Below are 22421 nucleotides of genomic sequence, written 5' to 3' on the forward strand. Positions count from 1 at the left end.
GTGGAGCTGGACGACGCCCTCGGCCTGATCGCCGAGGTGCCGGACTTCCCCGAGCCCGGCGTGCTGTTCCGCGACCTGAGCCCGCTCTTCGCGGACGCGGGTGCGTTCAAGGCGGTGACCGACGCGCTGGCGGAAACGCTGGAGCCCGGTGTCGAGGCGCTCGCGGGTGTGGAAGCCCGCGGGTTCCTCCTCGCCGCGGCCGTCGGGTACGCCCGCGGCCTCGGCGTGGTGCTGATCCGCAAGCCGGGCAAGCTGCCGCAGGTCGCGGGCCGGGTCGACTACGCGCTGGAGTACGGCACGGCGACGGTCGAGCTGCCCGCCGGCGTCGTGAAGGCCGGCCAGCGGGTGGCGATCCTGGACGACGTCCTCGCGACGGGCGGCACGGTCGCGGCGACGGGCAAGCTCCTGGAGGACGCCGGAGCCGAGGTCGACGGCGTGTCCGTGGTCCTGGAACTGGGCGCGCTGGGCGGCCGTGAGGTCCTCGGCGGCCGCAAGGTCCACGCGCTCCAGACCTGCTGAAAGGGTTGCCGGAACGCCAGCCGGCACCGGCACCCCACCCAGACCGCCCCCACCACCCCGATCCGAAGCCAGAACACGGCCGGCGGTGCCGGGGTCAAGGCATCTTTCCCGCCTTGACGCGGTACTGCCGGCCGTAGTCACAATCGGGCATCGGGGTGATGGGCCTGACCACGAGGTGAATCCGCGAGGTGAACCCGCTGGTAGCGGGCGTCACATCCCCCTGAACGGGCGCACCCGAGAGGGCCGCGAGGCGTAGCGGCTACCCTGGTGTTCCGAAGGCCGCACGAGCAGCAGGAGGTGCGGGTGAGCCAGGAGCTCGACGCCGCGGTGCCCGCGAAAGAGGGCGCCCAGCAGAACGGGCAGGCGGCGGCCCAGCCGCCGAGGCCGAACGGCGCGGCGCCGAACCCGTCCGCGACCCGGCGGGTCCGGGCGCGTCTCGCCCGGCGGATCACCGCGCAGCGCGCCGCCCCGGTCAAGCAGGTCCTCGAACCCCTGGCCGTCATCCACCGCGAGCTGCACCCCAACGCCGACCTCGGGCTGCTCCAGCGCGCCTACGACGTCGCCGAGGAGCTGCACCGGAACCAGCGGCGCAAGTCCGGCGACCCGTACATCACGCACCCGCTGGCCGTCGCGACCATCCTCGCCGAGCTGGGCATGGACACCACGACGCTGGTCGCGGCCCTGCTGCACGACACGGTCGAGGACACCGGCTACGCCGTCGAGAGCCTGAAGGCCGACTTCGGCGAGAAGGTCGCCGAGCTCGTCGACGGCGTCACGAAGCTGGACAAGGTCAAGCTCGGCACGTCCGCCGAGGCGGAGACCATCCGCAAGATGGTCATCGCGATGGCCAAGGACCCGCGCGTGCTGGTCATCAAGCTCGCCGACCGGCTGCACAACATGCGCACCATGCGCTTCCTCCCGCCGGAGAAGCAGGCCCGCAAGGCCCGCGAGACGCTCGAAGTCCTCGCCCCGCTGGCGCACCGCCTCGGCATGGCCACGGTCAAGTGGGAGCTGGAAGACCTCGCGTTCGCGATCCTGCAGCCCAAGAAGTACGACGAGATCGTGCGCCTGGTCGCCGACCGCGCGCCTTCGCGCGACATCTACCTGCGGTCGGTCATCACCGACCTGACCAGCAACCTCGTGTCGTCGCGGATCACCGCGAAGGTCGAGGGCCGGCCGAAGCACTACTACTCGATCCACCAGAAGATGATCGTCCGCGGCCGCGACCTGGACGACATCCACGACCTGGTCGGCGTCCGGATCCTCGTCGAGGACGTCCGCGACTGCTACGCCGCCATGGGTGTCGTCCACGCCCTGTGGCAGCCGGTGCCCGGCCGGTTCAAGGACTACATCGCGCAGCCGCGGTTCGGCGTCTACCAGTCGCTGCACACCACCGTGATCGGCCCGGACGGCAAGCCCCTCGAGGTGCAGATCCGCACCTACGAGATGCACCGCACCGCCGAGTACGGCATCGCCGCGCACTGGCGCTACAAGGAAACCAAGGGCACGCACAACGGCAACGCCATGGACGTCGACGAGATGGCGTGGATGCGCCAGCTCCTCGACTGGCAGCGGGAAGCGGCGGACCCGGGCGACTTCCTCGAGTCGCTGCGCTACGAGCTGGCGGCGCGCGAGATCTTCGTGTTCACGCCGAAGGGCGACGTCATCACGTTGCCCGTGGACTCGACGCCGGTCGACTTCGCCTACGCCGTGCACACCGAGGTCGGCCACCGCTGCATCGGCGCCCGCGTGAACGGCCGCCTGGTGGCGCTCGAACGCAAGCTGGAGAACGGCGAAGTCGTCGAGATCTTCACGTCGAAGGCGGAGAACGCCGGCCCGTCGCGCGACTGGCTGTCGTTCGCCGGCTCGCCGAAGGCCCGCGCCAAGATCCGGCAGTGGTTCGCCAAGGAACGCCGCGACGAGGCGATCGAAGGCGGCAAGGAAGCCATCACCAAGGAGATCCGCAAGGTCGGCCTGCCGATCCAGCGGCTGGTCTCCGCGGAGTCGATGGGCGCGGTGGCGACCGAGCTGCGCCACGCGGACATCTCGTCGCTGTACGCGGCGGTCGGCGAGGGCCACACGAGCGCCAAGCACGTCGTCCAGCGCCTGGTGGCGCTGATCGGCGGGGTCGACGCGGCGGAGGAGGAGCTCGCCGAGCGCGCGACGCCGTCCACGGTCACCCGTCGTCGCGGTTCGAACGACGTCGGCGTGGTGGTCAAGGGTGCCAGCGACGTCTGGGCCAAGCTGGCCCGCTGCTGCACCCCGGTGCCGGGCGACGAGATCCTCGGGTTCGTGACCCGCGGCGGCGGCGTTTCGGTGCACCGCACGGACTGCACGAACGCCGGCGACCTGCAGTCCCAGCCCGAGCGGCTGGTCGAGGTCGAGTGGGCGCCCTCGGCGTCCTCGGTGTTCCTGGTGGCGATCCAGGTCGAGGCGCTCGACCGGCACCGCCTCCTTTCGGACGTGACGAAGGTGCTCGCGGACGAGAAGGTCAACATCCTCTCGGCGTCGGTGACCACGTCCCGCGACCGGGTCGCGGTCAGCCGGTTCTCGTTCGAAATGGGCGACCCGAAGCACCTCGGCCACGTCCTCAAGGTGGTTCGCGGCGTGGAAGGCGTCTACGACGTCTACCGCGTGACGTCGGCTTCCTGAGGGACCCACGACGCGACGTCCGCCGTTAGCTGCCGAGCCGGTCCACAGTGGACACCGCGGACCGGCTCGGCGTCTCGGCCCGCCGGTTTTGCCCGGAATTGCGGTGCCGGTTTCCGTTACTGCATGCTACGGTCCGCAAATTGCAGGGGGACGTCCGTGGAGTGACCGAGGCCCCTTGACCGAAGGGGGCGGCATGGCCGACGACACCACGCGCTACCTGTGCGCGGCGGCGTACCTCGATCCCCGCTACACCACCGAAGCGATCAGGGAGTTCCTCGTCGAGCCGACCCGGCCGGTCCCGCCGTCGCCGGGCCTCGACGCCGGCCGCGTGCTGACCGAGGCGGTCCGGGCGCGAGCGCGCCGCAAGACCTACGACGGCGTGCTGGTGGGACTCATGGCCGTCGTCGTCGCGCTGTCGTGGGACAACCCGCTGCTGTACGGCTGGATCGTGCTGTCGGTCCTGCTGGTCGTCGCGCGGGCCGGGAAGACCGCGTACGCGAACGAGCGGGTGTTCAACCCGAAGACGCTCGCCCTGGTGCTCGCCGTGGTCGTCGTCGTGTGGCTGCTGCTGACCTACGCGGACGAGCTCTTCGAAACCCGGAGCTCGTATTCGTCGCGCTACGCCGAGGACGTCGACTTCGGCGACGCCCCGGGCGACGACACCGCCCGGGTCGTCATCGGCGTGGTGCTGGCCGTGGTCGTGCTGATGGTCGTCACCTTCGAGCGCTGGTCGCTGTGGAACCTGCTGACCACGCGCTTCAAGCGCTTCGCGCCGCCGGCCCCCGACACCGGCAGCCTCTCCGGGCTGTTCACCGAAGACTTCCGCGAGCAGCTCGGCCGCTACCAGCGGGGCGACGAGTTCGCCGGCATGCCCGGCGCGCCGCTGGTGGTGTACCGCGGCTACAAACCCTTCGTGGGCGCGGGTTTCCGGCGCGACGCGTGGTCCATGGCGATTCCCCTGGAGCGGCTCGAAGACGACGAGAGCGACCCGGAGACCCGGCGGGAGCTGACCACCGAGACGCTGTACGAGGAGATCCGCGGCGCGATCGCGGACCTGCGGCAGTCGGCCGCGCTGTCGCCGGACCGGCGGCTGGGCGGGCTGACCGTCACCGACGCGGTGTTCACCCCGGCCGCCGAGCTCATCGACCACCTCGCGGAGAGCGAGGCCGCGTCCTACCTGCCGGACATCGAGTACCCGCCGCACACCCGGCTGACCGAGGCCGACGTCGAGCGGATCCGGCGCGAGCCGAAGGAGTGGGCGCGCTACTACCTGTGCTTCCAGGTGGAGACCTGGGACCGCGACCTAGTGCTCACGACGTTCCTGCACGTGGCGGTGGACGAGACGACGCTGTACGTCGAGTGGACGCCGTTCATGCTGCCGCCGATCAAGGGCGAGTACCGGGTCGTGGACAAGATGCGGCAGGAGTCGTTGCGCCCGTTCGGGCAGGGGATGCTCGCCTGGCTCGAGCTGCCGGCGAGCCTGCCGGGCCGGATCGCGAACCTGGCCTCGTGGATCCGCCAGCCGAAGCGCGAAGCCGGCGTCCTCGACCCGGAGCGCTACGGCACCGCGAGCACCCTGCGCGAGCTCGCGGCCGTCAACCTGTTCACCGACTACTTCCAGCTCCTCGACGTCGAACGCTACGAGAAGATCATCGGCAGCAGGCTCCTGCCGACGATCGGCAAGCTGCTCGACGATGCCGGGTTCTCGACGGCGCAGTTCGACGAGCAGGCCGCGGTCGTGATCAACAATGACATCAGCATCGGCGGCGACAACCGCGCCCCGATCACCCAGACCGGGCAGCGCGGCGCGCGGCCGCGCGTGCCGAAGACGACCGGCCGGAACGCCGGAACGGAGGCCTGATGGGACACCGGATCACGAACAAGGTCAGCATCGGCGGCGACAACTCGGGCCGGATCAGCCAGACCGGTATCGAGGGCGGCGGCGCCGACGAGACGGTTTCCTCGCTGCTGCAGCTGGTCGAGCGGCTGACGGCCGAAGTGCGCGGGAAGGACCTCGCGAAGCAGGAGGTGCTGGAGGACACGCTGACCGACCTGGCGGGCGACCTGCGCGCGGGCGACGCCGCGGAGCCGGCGGTGGTGCGCAGCCGCTGGGAGAAGGTCAAGGGGCTGCTGGGCGGGCTGGCGCAGTTCTCCGAGCTGGTCGCGAAGATCTCCGACCAGGTGCAGAAGATCTTCACCTGAGCCGCGTCACAGGACCTTCCGCAGCAGCGCGGTGACCTCGGCCGGCCGTTCCATCGCCGGGAGGTGGCCGGTGTCCGGGAGCTCGGCCAGCTCCGCGTTCGGCAACGATGCCGCGAGGTGGTGGGAAAGCTCGACGAGGCCGGGCGCGTCCGCCGTCCCGATCACCACCAGGGCCGGGGTCGTGATCTCGCCGAGCCGGTGCCGGGTGTCGGGGATCTTCTCCGTCCACTGTGGAGCGGTCCAGTCGTGCCGGTAGACCTGCTCGCACATTTCCCGCACCAGCGCGAGCATGTCCGCCGGCAGGACCGAGACGTCCCGGTCCGGACCGGCGACGAGGTAGCGGATGTTGGCCTCCGCCATGGCGCGCACGTCCGCTTCGTCGACGTCTATTTCGCGGGCGGCGTACCGGGCGAGCCGGCCGTCCGGGTCGATCTCCGCCGTGAGCTGCGCGATGTCCCGCTGCATGTGGTCCGGCCAGGCGTGCCCGGTCAGGCCCGAGCCGAGCAGCGCGAGCCGGGTGACCCGCTCCGGCGCGGCCAGGGCGGCGTCCAGCGCGCACGCCCCGCCCATCGACGCCCCGACCAGTGCGGCCCGCTCGATCCCCCGGGCATCGAGCAGGGCCAGCAGGTCCTCGAAGTGGGCGTACTCGCCGGGGCGGTCGGCGGTCTCGCCGAAGCCGCGGCGGTCGTAGCGGATCACCCGGTGCGTGGCGGCGAGCGCGGTGAACTGGGCGTCCCACATCCGGCGGTCGCCGATCGCGGCGTGCAGCAGGACGACCGCGGGCCCCTCTCCCGCTTCGTCGTAGCCGAACGCCGTCCCGTTCACTTCGATCATCGCCATGGGCCCCAAGCTAGCGGCACGACCGTGTCACACACCGCAGTTTTCGCTCAGAGCGAGCGGTTAAGGTGCGAGTCATGACCGACGGATTCGAGCTGACGCGCGACGGCGAAGTCGCCCGGCTCACGCTGACCCGCCCGGAGAAGATGAACGCCATCACCTACGGCATGTGGTCGGCGATCCCGGACGTCGTGGCCGAGGTCGACGCCGATCCCGCGGTGAAGGTGCTCGTGATCACCGGTGCCGGGAAGCACTTCTCGGCGGGCGCGGACATCAGCGAGTTCGGCGAGCTGCGCACCACCGCCGACGGCGCGGCGAGCTACGACAAGGCGGTCGAGGGCGCGGTGGCGGCGCTGACCGCGCTGCGCAAGCCGTCGGTGGCGATGATCCAGGGCAACTGCATCGGCGGCGGCTGCCAGGTCTCGGTCGCCTGCGACTTCCGCTTCGCCGCCGAAGGCTCCCGCTTCGGCATCACGCCGGCGAAGCTCGGCATCGTCTACCACTTCGACTCGACGCGCCAGCTCGTGTCGCTGGTCGGTCCGGCGCACGCGAAGTACTTCCTGCTGTCGGGTGAGCTGATCACCGCGGAACGGGCCCGTGAAATCGGCCTACTGAACGACGTCTTCCCGGCCGCCTCGCTGGAGTCGTCGACGCGGGAGTTCGTGGCGACCCTCTGCTCGCGCTCGCAAGCCTCGATCCGCGGGATGAACCGGATCATCGAGAAGATCGTCGCCGGGCAGGAGACGTCCGACGCCGAGGTCGAGGAGATCCGCTCCGAGGCACTGCACGGCGTCGACTACGCGGAGGGCGTCGCCGCGTTCCTGGAACGGCGCCCGCCGCGGTTCACCTTCCGCTGAGGATCGTCACGAAGCCGCCGTTCTGGGCGATCGGCACGCGCAGCCGTTCGCCCGAGGTGACTTCCGAGGTCTCCCGGACCAGCCCGGACGGCCCGTCGCGCAGGGTGTCGGCGACCCAGCGGCCCGGGCCCAGGAAGTCCAGCGCTGCTGTCATGGTCGTGGCCGGGCCGGCGAAGATGCCGCCGACGAACCAGCGCTCACCCGAGCGGCGCGCGAACACCGCTTCACGGCCGGGCCGTCCGGACAGCAGCCGCGTTTCGTCCCAGACGGTCGGCAGCTCGTCGAGGGTGCGCAGGGCCTCCGGCCGGGCTTCGTAGTTCTCCGGGTTGTCCGCGCCGTGCTGCCAGCCGGATTCGTAGACGAAGAAGGTCGCCACCTCGTGCGCGTCCGTGGTGTCCCGATCGGACACGACGAACGCCGTCGGCGTGTAGTCCATGCTGCCGACGACGTTGCGGGTGAACGGGAACATCGTGTTGGTCGCGGCACGCGTCGCGAGCTGTTCGGCGCCGCGCACGGCTTCGAAGCTCATCACGTGCGGCCAGGTGCGCTGAAACCCCCGCGGGACGGTCGCGCCGTGGAAGTTGAGCATCAGCCGCTGCTGGGCGGTCGCCCGCGCGACGTCGTCGTAGAACCCCAGCCGCGCCTGCGTGTCGGAGTCCATGAAGTCGACCTTGATCCCGGCCACGCCCCACGACTTGACCAGCGGCAGCCACCGCGCGCGCTCGGCCGGCGTGTCGAGGTCGTCCCAGCGGAACCAGAGGAGCACCTCGACGCCGCGAGCGCGGGCGTAGCGGACGACGTCCGGCGCCCAGGCGGCGTCCCAGCCTTCGTCGACGAGCAGGTACGGCCAGCCGTGGCGGGCGGCGAAGTCGGCGAACTGCTTCTGCCGCACGGGATCGCGCGGACTGTCGTGTTCGGACAGCCACGACCAGGCCACCTTGCCCGGCCGCACCCAGGACGTGTCGTCCAGTTCGGACGGTGCCGCGAGGTCGTCGACCAAGGTGGACTCGGTGACCGTCGCCAGATCGCCGGTGATCGCCACCCGCCACGGCGTCGCGAACGGCCCCGCGCCGGTGACAGTGGCGTCGGCCAATTTGATCGCGTAGTCCGCCGTGCCGGCCGGGTGCGTCAGCCGGGCGCCGGAGTACCGTCCGTCCACATCGGACTCGGTCAGCAGCGTGTAGCCGTCGCCGGTGGCGAACAGCGACGGGAACCCGTAGTCGCCCGCCGGTGCGCCGCCCGCGGTGGTTTCGACGCGGACCTTCTCGTAGTTGGGGGAGTAGGGCAGCAGCCACGCCGGTGCGGTCGCGGGCAGCGTGAACGCCGACGCTTCGCTGAGAACAGTCCCGCCGGCGGGCAGCACGTACCGGTAGGCGACGCCGTCGGCGGCCGCGCGGACCACCACGTCCAGCCGGGTCCCGTCGGTGCCGGTGAAGGACAACGTCGTCTCGGCCGCTCGTGCGTGGCGCTGCAAGCGCTTCCCGGTGGTCATCGAGTAGCGCTCGTCGACGACCCGGTCGGTGCGGCGGAGGAACTCCAGGTCCCGCGTCAGGTCCGCGGCTCGCGTCCGCAGGCCCAGGGGAGCGGGGGCGAGCACGGTCGTGTCACCGCGGGAAACCGCGAAGGTCAGGCCGCCGTCGCCGGTGCGGGCGACGGCCGCGGTCACCGCCCCGGTGAGGCTCACGGTCCAGCGGCCGGCGGCGCCGGCGGGCACGCTCGTCACGACGGTGGCCGCCAATGCCAGCGCGACGGTGAACGCCGGCCTTCTCCCGAACCCCAAGGAAGCTCCTTCGCCGTGCGGAACGCCGTGTCGACCACCGATCTTCGGTGCTCGCCGCGGATTCCGCCAACGGGGGCGTCAGCCATCCAGGTAGGCGTGGAAGTGGTCGGCGACGACGTCGGTCACCCCGGCGGGGTCGAGCCTGCCGTCGATTTCGATGACGCGGATGCCGAGCTCCCGCGCCGAGCGCACGGCCTGCGCGGCGAGCATCCGGTCGCGCGTCAGGCGGCTGCGCTGGCGCGGGATGGTGGGCTCGTCCGGCCGGTGCCGCAGCTGGTGCTGGCGGAACAGCTCGGTCGGCACCAGCACGACCATCCGGCTCGGCGAGTCCACGAGCGGCGCGACCAGTTCCGGGCGCAGGCCCCGGCCCTCGGCGACGATCGGCCGCGGCGAGGCCAGGGCGCGCAGGTCGGCCAGCGCGCAGTCGAACCGCTGCCGGAACTCGGCCAGCAGCGCGGTCAGCTGGTCGACGGCGGGGACGTCGTCGGCCGGGCCGCTACCGGGCCGCGTCCGGTCGTCGTGGTGGTAGGTCGTCAGCCCGTGGCGCTCGGCCAGCAGCCGGGCGACGGTCGACTTGCCCGTCCACGGGGCCCCACCGATCCAGAGCGTTGTGCGCAGCGTCCCGAACGGATCCGAGGTCATCGTTCGACTATCGCGGCACCGGCGCCCCGAAGGCCAGCGTTCGGGCGCTGGTTGATCCGTTCAGCTCAGGGCTCGCTTTCGCCGTCGACGACGAGCACGGTGGAGTCGTCGGCGAAGTCCGGTTTCCCGCCGAGCCGGAAGTGGAACCGCGAGCCGGGCCGGACGGCGGCGACCACCTGCGTTTCGGCTGTGTCGAGCACGATGATCGAGAGCTCGGTCGTGACGGGTTCCGTGCGCAGGACTTCGGGCACGACCGGGATCGGCAGGGTGCCGCTGACCGAGCCGGAGCCGTCGTCGCTTTCTTCGACCGGTTCGACCGGCGGTGGCGGGACGAGCCGAGGCCGGCGGCGCCACCAGAGCCCGGCGATCAGGCCGGTCAGCAGCCCGCCGGTGCCGCTCACGGCGGAGGCGAGCCCGACGCCGAGCCCGGAGGGTTCCGCCACCGGTTCGGCTTCCGGGACGGCGACCGGGGGAGCGGTGGGCAGCGGGCCGTACTGGACGGCGGGGTCGCGGGCGTCGTCGGGCAGCTGCAGCACCTGGCCGGGTTCGATGGCGGTGGCGTCGGTGAAGGGCGTCCCGTCGGGTCGCGGCCGGCCCTGGTTCAGCTTGAAGATCTCGGGGAACCGGTTGCCGTCACCGAGAGCGCGCTCGGCGATCTTGAACAGCGTGATGTCGTCCGGGTTGTCGGCGTGCGGGACGATGTAGTACTTGACGGCGGCCGGCGGCGGCGGGGTCTGCGCGAGCGCGGGACCCCCGGCGAGCACGGCGAAGAGGACACCGGCGGCCCCGGCCTGCCCGGCGCGCCCGAGCACGCGGCGCACCGCGGGGTTTGCGACCATCGTCGGCACCTCTCCCCGGTGACCCCGGCGGGTCCCGGTGTTGCCCCTCTACACGGGGGCGGAGCGGGTGCGGTTCAGATTTCGTCCCACGGCACGGTTTCGTACGCTTCCGCGAGCAGTTCGACCGCGTGGTCCGCGGGCGGCAGCACGAGGTCGTCGACGGAGGCGACCGCGCGCCCGGGCGTCTCGGAGTTCGTGACGAACATCGCGTCGAAGTCGCGCAGGTCCGCCGGCCGGACCTCGCGGGTCTCCTGCGGCACTCCCCGGCGGCGCAAGGCTTCCTTCTGCACCAGCATCGTGATCCCCGGCAGCACCGCGGCTTCCGGCCACACGACCGTGTCGCCGGCGAGGAAACCGGCGTTCCACACCGAGGCCTCGCTGATCCGGCCGGCCGGGTCGACGAACAGCGCGTCGTCGTAGCCGGCCAGCTCGGCCTGGCGGGAGTGGTAGATCAGCCCGAAGGTGCCGAGGTGCTTCACCTGCGGCAGATCACGCTGGTACCGGACCGTCCGCAGGCGCAGCGGTGCCGGTTCGGGCGGGTGCGGCGGGAGTGTCCGGACCAGGATCTCCGGTACGAGGGGCTCGTCGAACGAGCGGGTGACCACCATGACCCGCACCGAAAGCGCCGGTTCGCCGTCGATCGCGTGCCGGACGCAGGACCGCACCCGGTCGACGTCGAGGTCGGTGCCGAACAGCAGCCGGGTGCTCGTCGCGAGCCGCTCGAGGTGGAACGCGAGCCCGCGGACCCGCCCGTCCCGGACCTGCATCGCGGTGAAGTGACCGTAGGAGGTCATCCCCGCGACGAAGGCGCCCGGGCCGAGCGGGTCCCCGTTCAGCTCGATGCGCGCCGCCACTAGGAGACGGTCACGCCCGTGAACTTCACCTGCTTCGTCGGCGCCCCGGTGCCGTCCTGCGGGTTCGGGTTCGCGATGCCGGCCTTGGCGACGGCGTCGAGGACCTTCAGGCCCTCGTCGCTGATGCTGCCGAACACCGAGTAGTCCGCCGGGAGGCCGTCGGCGTTGCCGTAGACCATGAAGAACTGGCTGCCGCCCGAGTTCGGGGCGGACGTCTTCGCCATCGCGAGGATGCCGCGGCCGTACTTGATCTCCGGGAACGCCTCGTCCGGCATCGTGTAGCCGGGGCCGCCCTGACCGTCCTGGGTCGGGTCGCCGGTGGCCGAGGGGTCACCGCACTGCAGCATCTGCAGGCCCTCGGTGCCGAGCCGGTGGCACATGGTGTCGTTGTAGAAGTTCTGCTGCGCCAGGCTGAGGAAGCTCTGCACCGCGCACGGCGCGAGCGCCCGGTCGAGCGTCAGCGGGATGTCGCCCGCCGTGCTCTTCAGCGTCACGTTCACCGTGCCGGTCGACGCGACGTTCTTGCCGTCGGGCAGGTTGACCTTCTTCGGCGCCTTGCCCGTCGTGTCGGCCTTGAAGTCGCACGTCGTCGGGTTCGGCAGCGCCGTGGTCCGCTTCGGCAGCGCCGTGCGCTCCGTCGGGATCTGGAGGTCGGTCGGCGGCGGAGCGGCCGAGGACGACGCCGCCGTGTCGGTGGCTTCACCGCCGTTGGCGCTCACGATCCACACCACCACGCCCGCCACGACGAGCACGGCCACGCCGACGACACCAGCGCCGATCCTCCTGCGTCGCTTCTGCTGCTCCAATCGGCGCTCGAGCTGCCTCTCGAGCTTGCGCTTCGCAGCTTCGCGGCGCTGCTGGTTGGTCGCCACCCCGTACCCTCCAGGTTTCCGCTCGTGTCACACGTCTGAGGTAGCGGCAGTGTATGGGCACAGCCTGTGAGGACCATGTACAGGGCCCGCTAGTCTCAACCCGATCGTGATCGGCGCCATCCGGCGCGGAAGTCCGGGAGGCGTTCGGTGCTCGTCGTCGGGTTCGGCAGCGGCCCGCTGCAGGCCAACTGCTACCTGCTGGCGGAGGCCGCCGGCGGGCCCTGCGTGGTCGTGGATCCGGGGGAGGAAGTGACCGCCCCGCTGACCGCCGCGCTCGCCGAGCACCGCCTGGTCCCGGCGGCGCTGGTGGCCACCCACGGGCACGCCGACCACGTCGCTTCGGCCGCTTCCTTGGCGGCCGAACACGGCGTTGCGCTGCACCTGCACCCCGAAGACGCCTCGCTGTACGACGGCGAGAGCGTGCCGCTCGAACCGGGCACTTTCGCCGGGTTGGCCGTCGACGTCCGGCACGTGCCCGGGCACACGCCGGGCTCGGTGGTCCTGAGCCTGGCGACGGCCGAGGGCGGCCGGCTCGCGTTGACCGGCGACACGCTGTTCGCCGGTTCGGTCGGCCGCGGTGCCGACCCCGGCGCGGTGCGGGACCTGCTGGAGAGCCTGCCGGACGACACGGTGGTGCTGCCGGGCCACGGCCCGGTGACGACGATCGGCCGGGAACGCGCGGGCAACCCGTTCCTCGCCGGGACGGGGGCCTGACCATGGCGGAGGAACCGGCCGAGCGGCTGGCGCTGTTCGAGGAGGACCCGCGCGGCCGCCGTCGCCGCGGGATCTCGGGCCTGATCGGCGTGGTGATCGTCGCGGCCGCGTTCGGTGGCGTCGCCGGCCTGATCGGCGGCACCCTGATCGGGTTGATCGTGGCGCTGGTGATCGCGCTGCCGCTGCTGTACGTGATGGCGGTCAGCATCCGCCGCCGCGTCTGGCTGGAGGGCTCGACGCTGATCGTCCGGACCTGGGGCCTGCGCCGCGTCGACCTCGTGACGGCGACGCGGCTCGACCTGGTGATCGGCGACGTCCGCGGCTCCCGCACGGTGAGCCTGCTGGTCAACGCCGGCCAGCGCGGCAAGGTGGCGAAGGTCGACCTCGCGGTGTTCTCCGGCACGGGTGGTCGCGAACTGGGCATCCTGCAGCTGCGGAAGCTGGCGAACGCGCTGATGAACAACACCGAGGCGAACGGCCTGGTGTTCGGCGAGCTGCTGGTCGCCGAGCTGAAGGCCGAGGCGCGCGGCTCCGGCGTGGCGGACCGCCCGCTCTACCGGCTGGCGTCGGTGGCGCCGTCCGGCAAGTACGTGCAGCGGTTCACGATGGAGGCGGTCAGCCGGTTCGTGGCGACTCTCGACTGAGCTCCTCGTCCGCCTCGCGCAGCTGCTCGAGCTGGTAGACGAGCTCGGGGACCTCCTGCGCGATGTACGCGGTGAGGCGCTCGACGTGGTGCAGGGTGGCGCGGACGTCCTCGAGGGCGGCCGCGATGCGCGGCAGCGACTCCACGGCCTGGACCGTGGCGGTGACCACCCGCAGCGCGCCGCGAACCACCTGGCGCGGGCCCATGAGCACGAACATGGCGCCTCCCCGGGTCGGCTGAGGCCTTCCTACCGCGTTCTCGCTGGTACGGCTCGGTCGGGGTGCGCCGGTGTTACGCGTGAGACGGAACGGACTTGGTGGTGCTGCTGAGGTACGCGGCGGGCTCGCGGGAGGCGATCAGCGCGGCCAGGATCGTCGTCACCGGGACGGCCGCCACGATGCCGACGCTGCCGGCGAGCGTCCGGATGATCTCCTGCGCGATCTCTTCGCTGCCGAGCAGCGCGCCCAGCCCGACCCCCGAGATCGACGAGTACAGCAGCACCGGCAGCGCGGCCCCGGCGTAGGCCATCACGAGCGTGTTGACCGCCGACCCGACGTGGTCGCGCCCGATCCGCAGGCCCGAGCGGTACAGCTCCTGCCAGGTCAGGTCCGGGTTGGCGCGCCGCAGCTCCCAAACCGCGCTGGTCTGGGTGACGGTCACGTCGTCGAGCACGCCGAGCGCGCCGATCACGACGCCGGCCAGCAAGAGACCCCGGGCGTCGATGCCGTGGCCGAGGGAGCCGATGAGCGTCGACGTGCTGTCGTCGAGCCCGGTCAGCGAGGCCGCCGCGGAGAAGATCGCCGACAGGACACCGATGAGCGCGAGGCTGACCAGCGTGCCGAGGACGGCCGCGGACGTTCTCGCCGTCAGGCCGTGGGTCAGGTAGAGCGCGATGAACATGATCGCGCCGGACCCGGCGATGGCCACGACCAGCGGGTTCTCGCCGGCGAGGATGGCCGGGAGGATGAACAGCGCGATCACGAGGAAGGACAGGCCGAGCGCGACGAGCGCGGCCAGGCCCTGCCAGCGGCCGAGCACCAGCACGGCGACCGCGAAGAGCGCGGCCAGCACGAGCAGCGGGGTGCCGCGCTGGAAGTCGACGAGCTGGAAGCTGGCCGGATCGCTCGCGTTGCCGCCGTTGTAGGCGAGCACGACGGCGTCACCGGCGGCGAACCGCGGCGTGCTCGGCTCGATCGGGACGGTCAGCTTCAGCTGCTTCCCGCTCGCCGGGCCGTCGGTCATGGTGAGGTCGACCGTCAGGCACGGTTTCGCGTTCGGGTCGGTCTGGTCGCCGACCTGGACCTGACCCTGGGCGAGGCACGGGCCGGTGGTGGTGGCGCTGATGTCCGCGGCCACGGGCGTGCCCTGCGGGACGACGCTCGTCGGGTCCGGCTTGCCCCAGGGGTAGAGCACGACCATGCCGACGACGGTCGCCAGCGCGAGCGGGGCGAGCAGCCAGATCAGCAGGAGCTTGACGCGCTTCGACGCCGGGGCGGCGGGGCCGTGCCCGTGGCCATGCCCGTGGCCGTGGCCGTGGCCGGTTTCGGGCTCGGGTTTCTTCGCCGGGCGCGGCTTGGTGCCGGCCGGGACCCGCTGCGGCCCGGTGTCCCCGCGCCGGGCGGCCCGCTGGGGTCCGGTGTCGGCCCGGCGATCGCCGTTCGCTCGCGGGGTGCCGGCACCGTTGGCCGGGACGCGCTGCGGCCCCGTGTCGGTGCGGCGGCGAGCCGGGTCGGCGGCGCGGCGCGCGCCGTCGGGAGGTGGGGTCCGGCGGGCGGGTTTCCGGGGCGTACCGGGCGTTCCGGACGCACCTCGCGCCGGCGAAGGGGACACCTCGTCCGTGATCCGGCGAATCGGGCCGGTTGCGTCGTCGTCGGTGTCGGGGCGGTCCACGAGCACATCCTGACAGCGGGATCGCGCCGCCTGCGCAAGGGGCCGCCGAGCGGGTGCGTCAGCCGTAGGCCTGGCGGACGTGGACCCGCCGGTACGCCGACGGCGGCGTGTCGAAGTGGTCGAGGAACGCCTGCCGCAACGTTTCCGTCGAGCCGAAGCCGCAGCGGCGGGCGATCGTCGCCAGGGGGAGGTCCGTTCCCGACAGCATCCTCGCCGCGTGCTCGGTGCGGACCGTGCGGACGTACTTGCCCGGCGTCGTGCCGAGGTGGGCGTCGAAGAGCCGGGTCAGCTGGCGGGTGCTGAGGCCCGCCCGGGTCGCCAGCGCCGGGGTGCCGAGGTCGGCGTCGAGGTGCTCGGCGATGTACGCGGTCAGGTCGCGGACCTCGCGGTGCTCCGGCGGCGGGCCGGCCAGGAACAGGCTGACCTGGGCCTGGTTGCCGGGCCGCTGCAGGTACGTCACCAGCGACCGGGCGACTTCGCGGGCGAGCGTCGGCCCGTGGTCGGCCTCCACCAGCGCCATGGTCAGGTCGAGGCCGCTGGTCACCCCGGCGGCCGTGTACACGTTGCCGTGCTGGATGTAGAGCGGCACCGGGTCCACCGTCACCGCCGGGTAGTTCTCGGCGAGCCGAGCCGCCCAGCGCCAGTGGGTCGTCGCGCGGCGGCCGTTGAGCAGGCCGGCCGCGGCGAGCACCTCCGCCCCCGTGCAGACCGACGCCACCCGCCGGCTCGTCTGGGCCAGGCGCCGGATGTGGGCGAGCACCCGCTCGTCGGACGCCGCCGTCGTGCTGCCCCAGCCACCCGCGACGACCAGCGTGTCGAGGTCGGCCGCCACCTGGTCGAGCCGCAGGTGCGGCTGCAGGACCAGGCCGGAGCAGGTGCGGATGGCCTGGCCGTCGATCGTGGCCAGCCGGATCTCGTACGGAGGGCGGGCGCCGTGGCGGTTGGCGGCGTCGAGGACGTCGGCCGGGCAGGCGACGTCCAGCAGCTCCACGTCGGGGAACCCGACGATCGTGACCCGTCTGGGTGAGCCTGCCATGATCGCACGCTAGCAGCCGGACCGGCCTTCGGACGCGGTTCGCAGGATTTCGGACATCCGCGGCACGCCGATCCCGTGCGCCCGCGAAGGTCGGGCCCATGACCGCTGAGCAGAAGACCCTCGCCTTCGTCGTCTACCCGGGGCTCACGCCGCTGGACCTGGTGGGCCCGCTCCAGGTGCTGAGCGCCCTGGCGCAGATGGACGCGACCTACCGGACCGTCGTCGTCGGCGCGACCAAGGAAACCATCGGCACCGACACGCCGCTGAGCGTCGCGCCGAGCCACACGTTCGACGAAGTGCCGTCGCCGTACGCGGTACTGGTGCCCGGCGGCACGGTGCCGACGCTGCGCGCGATGGCGGACGAGCGCCTGCTCGCCTGGCTGCGCGGCGCGGCCGCCGGCGCCGAGCTCGTGACGTCGGTCTGCACCGGCTCGATGGTCCTCGGCGCGGCCGGGCTCCTGGAGGGCAAGCGGGCGACGACGCACTGGATGTTCCGCGACCTGCTCACCGGCCTCGGCGCGACGCCGGTCGCCGAGCGCTGGGTCGAAGACGGCCGGGTGATCACCGCGGCGGGCGTGTCGGCGGGCATCGACCTGGCGCTGCACCTCGTCGAACGGCTCGCCGGACGGCGGATCGCGACGAACGTCCAGTTCGCCATCGAGTACGACCCCGAGCCGCCGCAGGGCCGCCTGGACTGGGCGAACCAGCCCTACGGCGACCTCAAGCCGCTGCGCGAACACACGCTGCGGGCCGGGCTGGCCGACCACCCGGAGCTGCTGGGCAAACTATTGGCAAACGCCTGAACCAACGGCGTCGGCCATCCGGGTGATCGAGGGAAACGCCCAGCTTCCGGCGGCTAGATTCAGCTCGCTCGATCAGGTGATCTCGCGGGTGGGGTGTAGCCGTGCGGTTCCAGGTCCTCGGTCCGCTGACCGCCACCGTCGCGCTGCCGTCGGCGGCCCAGCCGCGGCGGCTGCTCGCCGTGCTGCTCGCGCGCGCCGGCCAGTTCGTCGGCCGCGACACGCTGGTCGACGAGCTGTGGCCGGACGGCGCGCCGTCGAGTGCCGCGGCGATCGTGCAGGTCACCGTGTCGAAGCTGCGCAAGACGCTCTCGCCCGGCTTCGGGGCCGCCGAGGCCGGGCAGCGGCTGCGGTCCGGCCCGCGGGGCTACGCGCTGTCCGTCGAGCCGGGGGAGCTGGACGCGGACGACTTCCTGACGCTGCTGTCCGCGGGCGCCGACGACCGCGCGCAACGCCGCCGCGCGCTCGAACGGGCACTGGCGTGCTGGCGGGGTGACGCGTTCGCCGACGTCGCCGGCGGTCCGCTGCTGGAGGCGCACAAGCTGTGGCTGGAGGACCGGCGCTCGGCGGCGCTGCTGCAGCTGGTCGAGCTGGAGCTCGCCGACGGCGACGGCCGGTCGGTCGTCGAGCGGCTCGACCCGGTCGTCGCGGCCCGGCCCGCCGACGAGCGGTTCGCCGCCCGGCTGGCGTCCGCGCTCGGCGCCGTCGGTCACCGCGAGTCGGCGTTGGAGGTGCTCCGCCGGACGCGGCGGGCGCTGTGGGAAGAGGCGGGTGTGTGGCCGGGCGACGACCTCGTCGCGGTGTACCGCCGGATCGCCGGCACCGAGTGGACGACGCCGGGCCCGCCCGCCCAGCTCCCGCCGGCGGTGCCCGACTTCACCGGCCGGGCGGCGGAGCTGGCCGAGGTCGGCCGGGCCCTGCGCGGCTCCGGGCCGGTCGTGCTGCAGGGGGCCGCGGGGGCCGGGAAGTCGGCGCTGGCCGTCCAGGCGGCCTGGCGGGCGCGCCGCCGCTTCCCCGACGGCCAGCTGACGGCGTCGCTGCGTGACGCCGAGCCGGCCGCCGTCCTGACGGGGTTCCTGCGCCTGCTCGGCGCGACGCCGGCCGAGCTGGCCGACCGCGCCGGGCTGACCGGGTTGTGGCGCAGCTACACCGCGGACCGCCGGTTGCTGGTGCTGCTGGAGGACGTGACGTCCGAGGCGCAGGTGCGGGCGTTGCTGCCGAGCGGGCCCGGCTGCGCGACGCTGGTGACCACGCGCCGCGAGCTGCCCGGCCTGTGCGGGGCGCGACCGGTCCCGGTGGGCGTACTGTCCACAGAGGACGCCTGGGCGCTGTTCGCGGCGATTGTGGGGGAGCCGAGGTTGCGCGCGGAACCTGCGGCGGCGCACCGGGTTCTCGAGTGGTGCGCGGGGCTCGCGCTCGCGGTCCGGATCGCGGGGGCGAAGCTCGCGGCCCGGCCGGGGCTGCGGGTGGCCGAGCCGGCGGCCCGGCTGGCCGACGACCGCCGCCGGCTCGACGAGCTGGCCACGGGCGACCTTTCGGTCCGGGCGGCGGTGACCTCGGCGCTGCGCGAGCGGCCGGCGCCGGACCGGACGTTGCTGAGACTGCTCGCGGCGTTCGAGGGGCCAGTGCCGGAGTGGTGCGCGGCGGCGTTGCTGGACCGGCCGCCGGAGGAGGCCCGCGACCGGCTGGAGGCGTTGGCCGCGGCGCACTTGCTGGAGCGGGCCGGCGCGGAACCCGTTGCCGGGGAAGAAGATCCTCGCGACCAGCTCGGCCCGGTTTTCCAGCGAGCCGACACCCACTGGACCGTCCCACCTTTCACCCGGCTCCTCCTCACCGAAACCCCGGACCCCGACCTCGCCGCACTCCGCCGGGCCTGCGAAGTCACCCTCGCCGTCGCCGAACACGCCCAGGGCCGCACGCCCGCCGACCTCCCGAAGCCCGACCCCGCCGCGGTACGCCAGGTCGCCGCCGATCCTGCACGCGAGACCGCCCACCTCGCCGCCGCCGCGCGGCTCGCCGGCACGCACGGCTGGCACGACCTCACCGAACGGCTCGCCGACGCCTGCACCGCCCTGGCCGGCACCCCGTGGCTCGGGCACGCCGCCCGGGCCGTCTCCGTGCTCGGGCTGGCCGCCGCCCGGCGGCGGCGGGATCCGCGTGCCGAGGCCGAAAAGCTGTACAACCTCGGCTCCGTGCACTGGCAGCACGGCCGCGGGCGGCAGGCCCGCAACTACTTCGTCATGGCCGAACACCGCTTCCGGGAGCTCGACGACCCGCAGGGCACCGGCGCGGTGCTGGCCGCGCTCGCCGACGTCCACCTCGACGGCGGTGACCCGCGGGCCGCGGAGGCCGAACTCGTCGAGGCTCTCGGCCTGTTGCGCGCCTGCGGCGACCGGCACGGGCAGGCGGCCGCCGCCGCGCAGCTGGGGTCGCTCGCCGAAGACGTCGGGGACGTGCGGCGCGCCGTCGAGAGCTTCGAGGTCAGCATGCTGCTCGCCGGCGAGTGCGACGACGGCCGCGGGCACGACCAGGCCGCCAAGCGCTACGCCGACGTCCTGCGCCGCCACGGCGGCTACGACCGGGCCGCCGACCTGCTCACCGGCGCGCTCGGCGGTGCCGTCCGCACCCGCGAACGCCACTGGGAGGCGCACGTCCTGCGCAGCCTCGGCGCCCTGCACACCGAGGCAGGCGAGCCGCTCGACGGCGAACGCTTCCTGACGCGGTCGCTGACGCTGTTCGAGCAGATCGGGCACCGGCACGCCGCCGCCTACACCCACCGCTGCCTCGCCGAAGCGCGCCGCGGCGCGGGCGACCCGGCGGGCGCGCGGTGGCACCTGCGGGTCGCGATGGGCGTGTTCCGCGAGCTGCGCGACCGCCGCGGTGCCGGCTACACCCTGCTCAGCCTCGGCCGCACGCACGCGGACGAGGGCACCGGGACGGAGGCCGCCCGGCTCCTGCGTACGTCGGCGGGCCTCTTCCGCGAGCTCGGCTTCCCGTTGTGGGAGCTGCGCGCGCTGCGGGAGCTCACCGCCGTCACCAGTGAATCCCCGGCCCGGGACCGCACTCGTGAAGTCTTGACGAAGATCAGGACCTGACCCCGCCGCCGCCCCGGCCCGCCGCGTGGCGTTTGGCGAAGTTATGGCCCGCCCGTCTTGGCTGCCGCCGTTCGGAATCTCGTACCCGAGGAGGCAAGGCATGCCGGGACAACGGATGCTCGCGCGCGCGGCACTGGGACTGACCGCTTCGGCCGCGACGGTGGTCTTCGCGACCATCGGCACCGCGTCGGCGAGCGTCGAGGTCACCAAGCTCACCCAGGCGCAGGCGGCGTCGCAGCTGTCCGCCGCCGGGGTGACGCACTCGTCGAGCGGGGGCTGCACCACGCGGTCGAACTCGACCTGCACGTCCTACGAGCAGATCAACCAGACCACCGTCACCGGCGTGATCACGCTGAAGCGGGCCAGCGGCTGCGCGGTCAACATCACCGGCGGGACCGAGGTCGGCCACGCGTCGGGCACCTACAGCCACTACAACGGCTACAAGGTGGACATCTCGCACAACAGCTGCATCGACAACTACATCAAGAACAGCTTCGGCTACATCGGGCTGCGCGGCGACGGCTACCCGCAGTGGAAGGCCGGCTCCGGCAACCTCTACTGCGACGAAGGCAACCACTGGGACATCACTTACTACACCTGCGGCTGCTGAGCGCTCCCGGCCGGGACCTGCCCGTTTCGAGGGCTGCGGGCAGCTCCCGGTTACCGGCCGCTACCGCGGGGTACCTCTCCGGGGTGGAGGTGAGGAGATGACTTCGCACAGCACCCCGGCCGGCGGGCAGCGGACCGCCGTCATCGGCGCCGCCGCGGGCTTCGTCCTGCTCGCCGGTCTCTACCTCGTGCTCGCCCCCTGGGTCACCGGCTTCGGCGGCGCGGGCGTGCTCGCGCTGAGCAACACGGTCGTCGGCCTGGTCCTGGTCGCGCTGGCGATCGCCCGCACCGCGACGCGGCGCCTGCGGTTCCTCGGCTGGGTCGTCCCGGTGCTCGGCGCGTGGACGGCGCTTTCGCCGTGGCTGCTGCGCTCGGCCGCGGAGACGCAGCCGTCGACGGCCGCGCTCGTCGGCAACGTGGTCGCGGGCGCGGTGGTCGTCGTGGCGGGCGTGGTCGTGCTCGCACGCGGCGACTGAGCACACCGTCAATTCCCGATGAACACCCAGTCCGCGGAGCCGGGCCGGTAGGGACTGCCGGCCCGCTTGGCGACCACACCCGGCAGGCCGTGCTGGCGGCTCGCGCCGAGGACGTCTTCGCCGCCGCCGAGGAAGTAGCGGGGGACCTGCCAGTGGCGATCGGTCACCGGCAGGTCCGCCAGCAGCTCGCGGCGTTCGGTGTAGGGCAGGTCCACGGTCGGCTTGCCGTCGAGGTGCAGGACGTCGCAGGCGAAGTAGAACACCGGGCAGTGCGCCTTGAGCCGCTTCGCCGCGTTGCCGTCGGCCCGGCGGCGCTCCTCGAGGCCTTCGGGGTACGGCTTGCCGTCCTTGATCACGACGGCTTCGCCGTCCAGCAGCACTTCCGTCGACCCGAGCTCTTCGCCCAGCTTGTGCAGGTCGGGGTAGCGGCCGGTGACGTCGGCGCCGGTCTCGTCGTGCGCGGTGACGCGGCCGCCGGAGACGAGCAGCATCGTGCGCAGGCCACCCCAGGCGAATTCGTAGGCCCAGTCGTCGTCCTCGGCGGGCAGCTCGCCCGGGACCGCCGTCATCGGCTCGACGAACTCGGGGGCGTCTTCGTGCCCCGGCTCGGCCGGGTCGAGGCGCCGCAGCATCCAGTCGCGGTCGTCGTCGGCGTTGTGCCGGTTGAGGAAGAGGTACTTGCCGCGCGCCCGCTCGCCGTGGAAGACGACCTCGACCTTGTGGTCGTTCCAGTGCAGGGTTTCGTACTTCCCGGTGTCCCACACGGTCATCCGGCCGCCGCCGTACTCGCCGGCCGGGATCTCGCCCTCGAAGGTGAGGTATTCCATGGGGTGGTCTTCGGTGTGCACCGCGAGCCGGTTCACCCCGGGCGCGAGCGGCAGCCCGCGCGGGACGGCCCAGGACACGAGCACGCCGTCGCGTTCCAGCCGGAAGTCCCAGTGCAGGCGGGAAGCGTGGTGCTCCTGGATGACGAAGAGGTCGTTGCCCCCGGGTTCCGGCGGGCCGTCGGGCCAGGGTTCGGGGGTGCGGTCCCGGCCGCGCTTGCCGCGGTACTCCTCGAGTTTGTCCGCCATCGCCGCCCCGGTACCCCTTTCCGCTCGGGAG

At 72.8% G+C, this 22421-nt stretch carries 21 protein-coding genes; 11 read left to right on the forward strand and 10 right to left on the reverse strand.

Going from position 1 to position 22421, the window contains the following annotated elements; translation table 11 throughout:
* The 4 genes from ACIQWX_RS19265 to ACIQWX_RS19280 all read left to right on the forward strand — a co-directional run bounded on the left by ACIQWX_RS19265 (nucleotide 1) and on the right by ACIQWX_RS19280 (nucleotide 5373).
* Nucleotides 1-519: an adenine phosphoribosyltransferase gene (locus ACIQWX_RS19265; protein WP_400872406.1), complete on the forward strand. Its 519-nt coding sequence runs from the start codon at nucleotides 1-3 to the stop codon at nucleotides 517-519.
* A 303-nt stretch (nucleotides 520-822) separates the two neighbouring features.
* Nucleotides 823-3171 carry a RelA/SpoT family protein gene (locus tag ACIQWX_RS19270; RefSeq protein ID WP_400872408.1) on the forward strand — a complete coding sequence of 783 codons (2349 nt, stop codon included), beginning with the start codon at nucleotides 823-825 and terminating at the stop codon, nucleotides 3169-3171.
* 193 nt (nucleotides 3172-3364) lie between these two features.
* Entirely contained in the window at nucleotides 3365-5032 is a 1668-nt protein-coding gene (locus tag ACIQWX_RS19275; RefSeq protein ID WP_400872411.1) for a hypothetical protein, read from the forward strand.
* The gene (locus ACIQWX_RS19280) at nucleotides 5032-5373 is read left to right on the forward strand and encodes a hypothetical protein (protein ID WP_400872413.1); all 342 of its coding nucleotides are present in this window, start codon (nucleotides 5032-5034) and stop codon (nucleotides 5371-5373) included. The genes ACIQWX_RS19275 and ACIQWX_RS19280 overlap by 1 nt, the downstream gene beginning before the upstream one ends.
* A gap of 6 nt (nucleotides 5374-5379) precedes the next feature.
* On the opposite strand, the gene ACIQWX_RS19285 is transcribed toward ACIQWX_RS19280, so the two are convergent.
* Entirely contained in the window at nucleotides 5380-6213 is an 834-nt protein-coding gene (locus ACIQWX_RS19285) for an alpha/beta fold hydrolase (RefSeq protein WP_400872415.1), read from the reverse strand.
* A 74-nt stretch (nucleotides 6214-6287) separates the two neighbouring features.
* Between ACIQWX_RS19285 and ACIQWX_RS19290 the strand changes: the two genes are divergently transcribed.
* Entirely contained in the window at nucleotides 6288-7067 is a 780-nt protein-coding gene (locus ACIQWX_RS19290) for an enoyl-CoA hydratase/isomerase family protein (RefSeq protein WP_400872418.1), read from the forward strand.
* Here the strand turns inward: ACIQWX_RS19290 and ACIQWX_RS19295 are convergent.
* The 5 genes from ACIQWX_RS19295 to ACIQWX_RS19315 form a co-directional block, all read right to left on the reverse strand.
* On the reverse strand, nucleotides 7054-8847 hold the full coding sequence (locus tag ACIQWX_RS19295) for a glycoside hydrolase family 97 catalytic domain-containing protein (RefSeq protein ID WP_400872421.1): 1794 nt from the start codon (nucleotides 8845-8847) through the stop codon (nucleotides 7054-7056). The two genes, ACIQWX_RS19290 and ACIQWX_RS19295, sit on opposite strands and share 14 nt — an antisense overlap.
* A gap of 78 nt (nucleotides 8848-8925) precedes the next feature.
* Nucleotides 8926-9489 carry a hypothetical protein gene (locus ACIQWX_RS19300; protein ID WP_400872424.1) on the reverse strand — a complete coding sequence of 188 codons (564 nt, stop codon included), beginning with the start codon at nucleotides 9487-9489 and terminating at the stop codon, nucleotides 8926-8928.
* A 65-nt stretch (nucleotides 9490-9554) separates the two neighbouring features.
* Entirely contained in the window at nucleotides 9555-10328 is a 774-nt protein-coding gene (locus ACIQWX_RS19305; protein ID WP_400872427.1) for a hypothetical protein, read from the reverse strand.
* A gap of 74 nt (nucleotides 10329-10402) precedes the next feature.
* Nucleotides 10403-11182: an aminotransferase class IV gene (locus tag ACIQWX_RS19310; protein ID WP_400872430.1), complete on the reverse strand. Its 780-nt coding sequence runs from the start codon at nucleotides 11180-11182 to the stop codon at nucleotides 10403-10405.
* Entirely contained in the window at nucleotides 11182-12054 is an 873-nt protein-coding gene (locus ACIQWX_RS19315; RefSeq protein WP_400872433.1) for a peptidylprolyl isomerase, read from the reverse strand. The genes ACIQWX_RS19310 and ACIQWX_RS19315 overlap by 1 nt, the downstream gene beginning before the upstream one ends.
* 147 nt (nucleotides 12055-12201) lie before the next feature.
* On the opposite strand from ACIQWX_RS19315, the gene ACIQWX_RS19320 reads away from it, so the two are divergent.
* Entirely contained in the window at nucleotides 12202-12768 is a 567-nt protein-coding gene (locus ACIQWX_RS19320) for an MBL fold metallo-hydrolase (RefSeq protein ID WP_400872436.1), read from the forward strand.
* A 2-nt stretch (nucleotides 12769-12770) separates the two neighbouring features.
* Nucleotides 12771-13412: a hypothetical protein gene (locus tag ACIQWX_RS19325; RefSeq protein WP_400872439.1), complete on the forward strand. Its 642-nt coding sequence runs from the start codon at nucleotides 12771-12773 to the stop codon at nucleotides 13410-13412.
* Here the strand turns inward: ACIQWX_RS19325 and ACIQWX_RS19330 are convergent.
* The 3 genes from ACIQWX_RS19330 to ACIQWX_RS19340 all read right to left on the reverse strand — a co-directional run bounded on the left by ACIQWX_RS19330 (nucleotide 13384) and on the right by ACIQWX_RS19340 (nucleotide 16337).
* Nucleotides 13384-13629, reverse strand: a complete 246-nt coding sequence (locus ACIQWX_RS19330; RefSeq protein ID WP_400872442.1) for a hypothetical protein — start codon at nucleotides 13627-13629, stop codon at nucleotides 13384-13386. The genes ACIQWX_RS19325 and ACIQWX_RS19330 overlap by 29 nt on opposite strands.
* Nucleotides 13630-13702: 73 nt before the next feature.
* Nucleotides 13703-15301, reverse strand: a complete 1599-nt coding sequence (locus ACIQWX_RS19335) for a YibE/F family protein (protein WP_400872446.1) — start codon at nucleotides 15299-15301, stop codon at nucleotides 13703-13705.
* Nucleotides 15302-15359: 58 nt separating this feature from the next.
* Entirely contained in the window at nucleotides 15360-16337 is a 978-nt protein-coding gene (locus ACIQWX_RS19340) for a GlxA family transcriptional regulator (RefSeq protein WP_400872449.1), read from the reverse strand.
* 98 nt (nucleotides 16338-16435) lie between these two features.
* Between ACIQWX_RS19340 and ACIQWX_RS19345 the strand changes: the two genes are divergently transcribed.
* From ACIQWX_RS19345 to ACIQWX_RS19360, 4 genes are all read left to right on the forward strand, one after another.
* Nucleotides 16436-17140: a DJ-1/PfpI family protein gene (locus tag ACIQWX_RS19345; protein WP_400872452.1), complete on the forward strand. Its 705-nt coding sequence runs from the start codon at nucleotides 16436-16438 to the stop codon at nucleotides 17138-17140.
* Between the two features lie 101 nt (nucleotides 17141-17241).
* On the forward strand, nucleotides 17242-20232 hold the full coding sequence (locus tag ACIQWX_RS19350) for a BTAD domain-containing putative transcriptional regulator (RefSeq protein WP_400872455.1): 2991 nt from the start codon (nucleotides 17242-17244) through the stop codon (nucleotides 20230-20232).
* Between the two features lie 100 nt (nucleotides 20233-20332).
* On the forward strand, nucleotides 20333-20842 hold the full coding sequence (locus tag ACIQWX_RS19355) for a hypothetical protein (protein ID WP_400872458.1): 510 nt from the start codon (nucleotides 20333-20335) through the stop codon (nucleotides 20840-20842).
* Nucleotides 20843-20939: 97 nt separating this feature from the next.
* Nucleotides 20940-21317 (forward strand): SPW repeat protein, encoded by a 378-nt coding sequence (locus tag ACIQWX_RS19360; protein WP_400872461.1) that lies wholly within the window; start codon nucleotides 20940-20942, stop codon nucleotides 21315-21317.
* Between the two features lie 8 nt (nucleotides 21318-21325).
* Here the strand turns inward: ACIQWX_RS19360 and ACIQWX_RS19365 are convergent, their stop codons facing one another.
* Nucleotides 21326-22390 (reverse strand): DNA polymerase ligase N-terminal domain-containing protein, encoded by a 1065-nt coding sequence (locus ACIQWX_RS19365; protein WP_400872464.1) that lies wholly within the window; start codon nucleotides 22388-22390, stop codon nucleotides 21326-21328.
* Between the last annotated feature and the right edge of the window lie 31 nt (nucleotides 22391-22421).

Source organism: Amycolatopsis sp. NPDC098790 (genome assembly GCF_044759945.1).
Taxonomy (GTDB): domain Bacteria; phylum Actinomycetota; class Actinomycetes; order Mycobacteriales; family Pseudonocardiaceae; genus Amycolatopsis.

What these genes read in the sequence shown, in the direction of transcription:
- ACIQWX_RS19275 (WP_400872411.1), top strand. Translation starts at nt 3,365, where the DNA reads ATGGCCGACGACACCACGCGCTACCTGTGCGCGGCGGCGTACCTCGAT.
- ACIQWX_RS19280 (WP_400872413.1), top strand. Translation starts at nt 5,032, where the DNA reads ATGGGACACCGGATCACGAACAAGGTCAGCATCGGCGGCGACAACTCG.
- ACIQWX_RS19285 (WP_400872415.1), bottom strand. Translation starts at nt 6,213, where the DNA reads ATGGCGATGATCGAAGTGAACGGGACGGCGTTCGGCTACGACGAAGCG.
- ACIQWX_RS19290 (WP_400872418.1), top strand. Translation starts at nt 6,288, where the DNA reads ATGACCGACGGATTCGAGCTGACGCGCGACGGCGAAGTCGCCCGGCTC.
- ACIQWX_RS19300 (WP_400872424.1), bottom strand. Translation starts at nt 9,489, where the DNA reads ATGACCTCGGATCCGTTCGGGACGCTGCGCACAACGCTCTGGATCGGT.
- ACIQWX_RS19305 (WP_400872427.1), bottom strand. Translation starts at nt 10,328, where the DNA reads ATGGTCGCAAACCCCGCGGTGCGCCGCGTGCTCGGGCGCGCCGGGCAG.
- ACIQWX_RS19325 (WP_400872439.1), top strand. Translation starts at nt 12,771, where the DNA reads ATGGCGGAGGAACCGGCCGAGCGGCTGGCGCTGTTCGAGGAGGACCCG.
- ACIQWX_RS19330 (WP_400872442.1), bottom strand. Translation starts at nt 13,629, where the DNA reads ATGTTCGTGCTCATGGGCCCGCGCCAGGTGGTTCGCGGCGCGCTGCGG.
- ACIQWX_RS19340 (WP_400872449.1), bottom strand. Translation starts at nt 16,337, where the DNA reads ATGGCAGGCTCACCCAGACGGGTCACGATCGTCGGGTTCCCCGACGTG.
- ACIQWX_RS19345 (WP_400872452.1), top strand. Translation starts at nt 16,436, where the DNA reads ATGACCGCTGAGCAGAAGACCCTCGCCTTCGTCGTCTACCCGGGGCTC.
- ACIQWX_RS19355 (WP_400872458.1), top strand. Translation starts at nt 20,333, where the DNA reads ATGCCGGGACAACGGATGCTCGCGCGCGCGGCACTGGGACTGACCGCT.
- ACIQWX_RS19360 (WP_400872461.1), top strand. Translation starts at nt 20,940, where the DNA reads ATGACTTCGCACAGCACCCCGGCCGGCGGGCAGCGGACCGCCGTCATC.
- ACIQWX_RS19365 (WP_400872464.1), bottom strand. Translation starts at nt 22,390, where the DNA reads ATGGCGGACAAACTCGAGGAGTACCGCGGCAAGCGCGGCCGGGACCGC.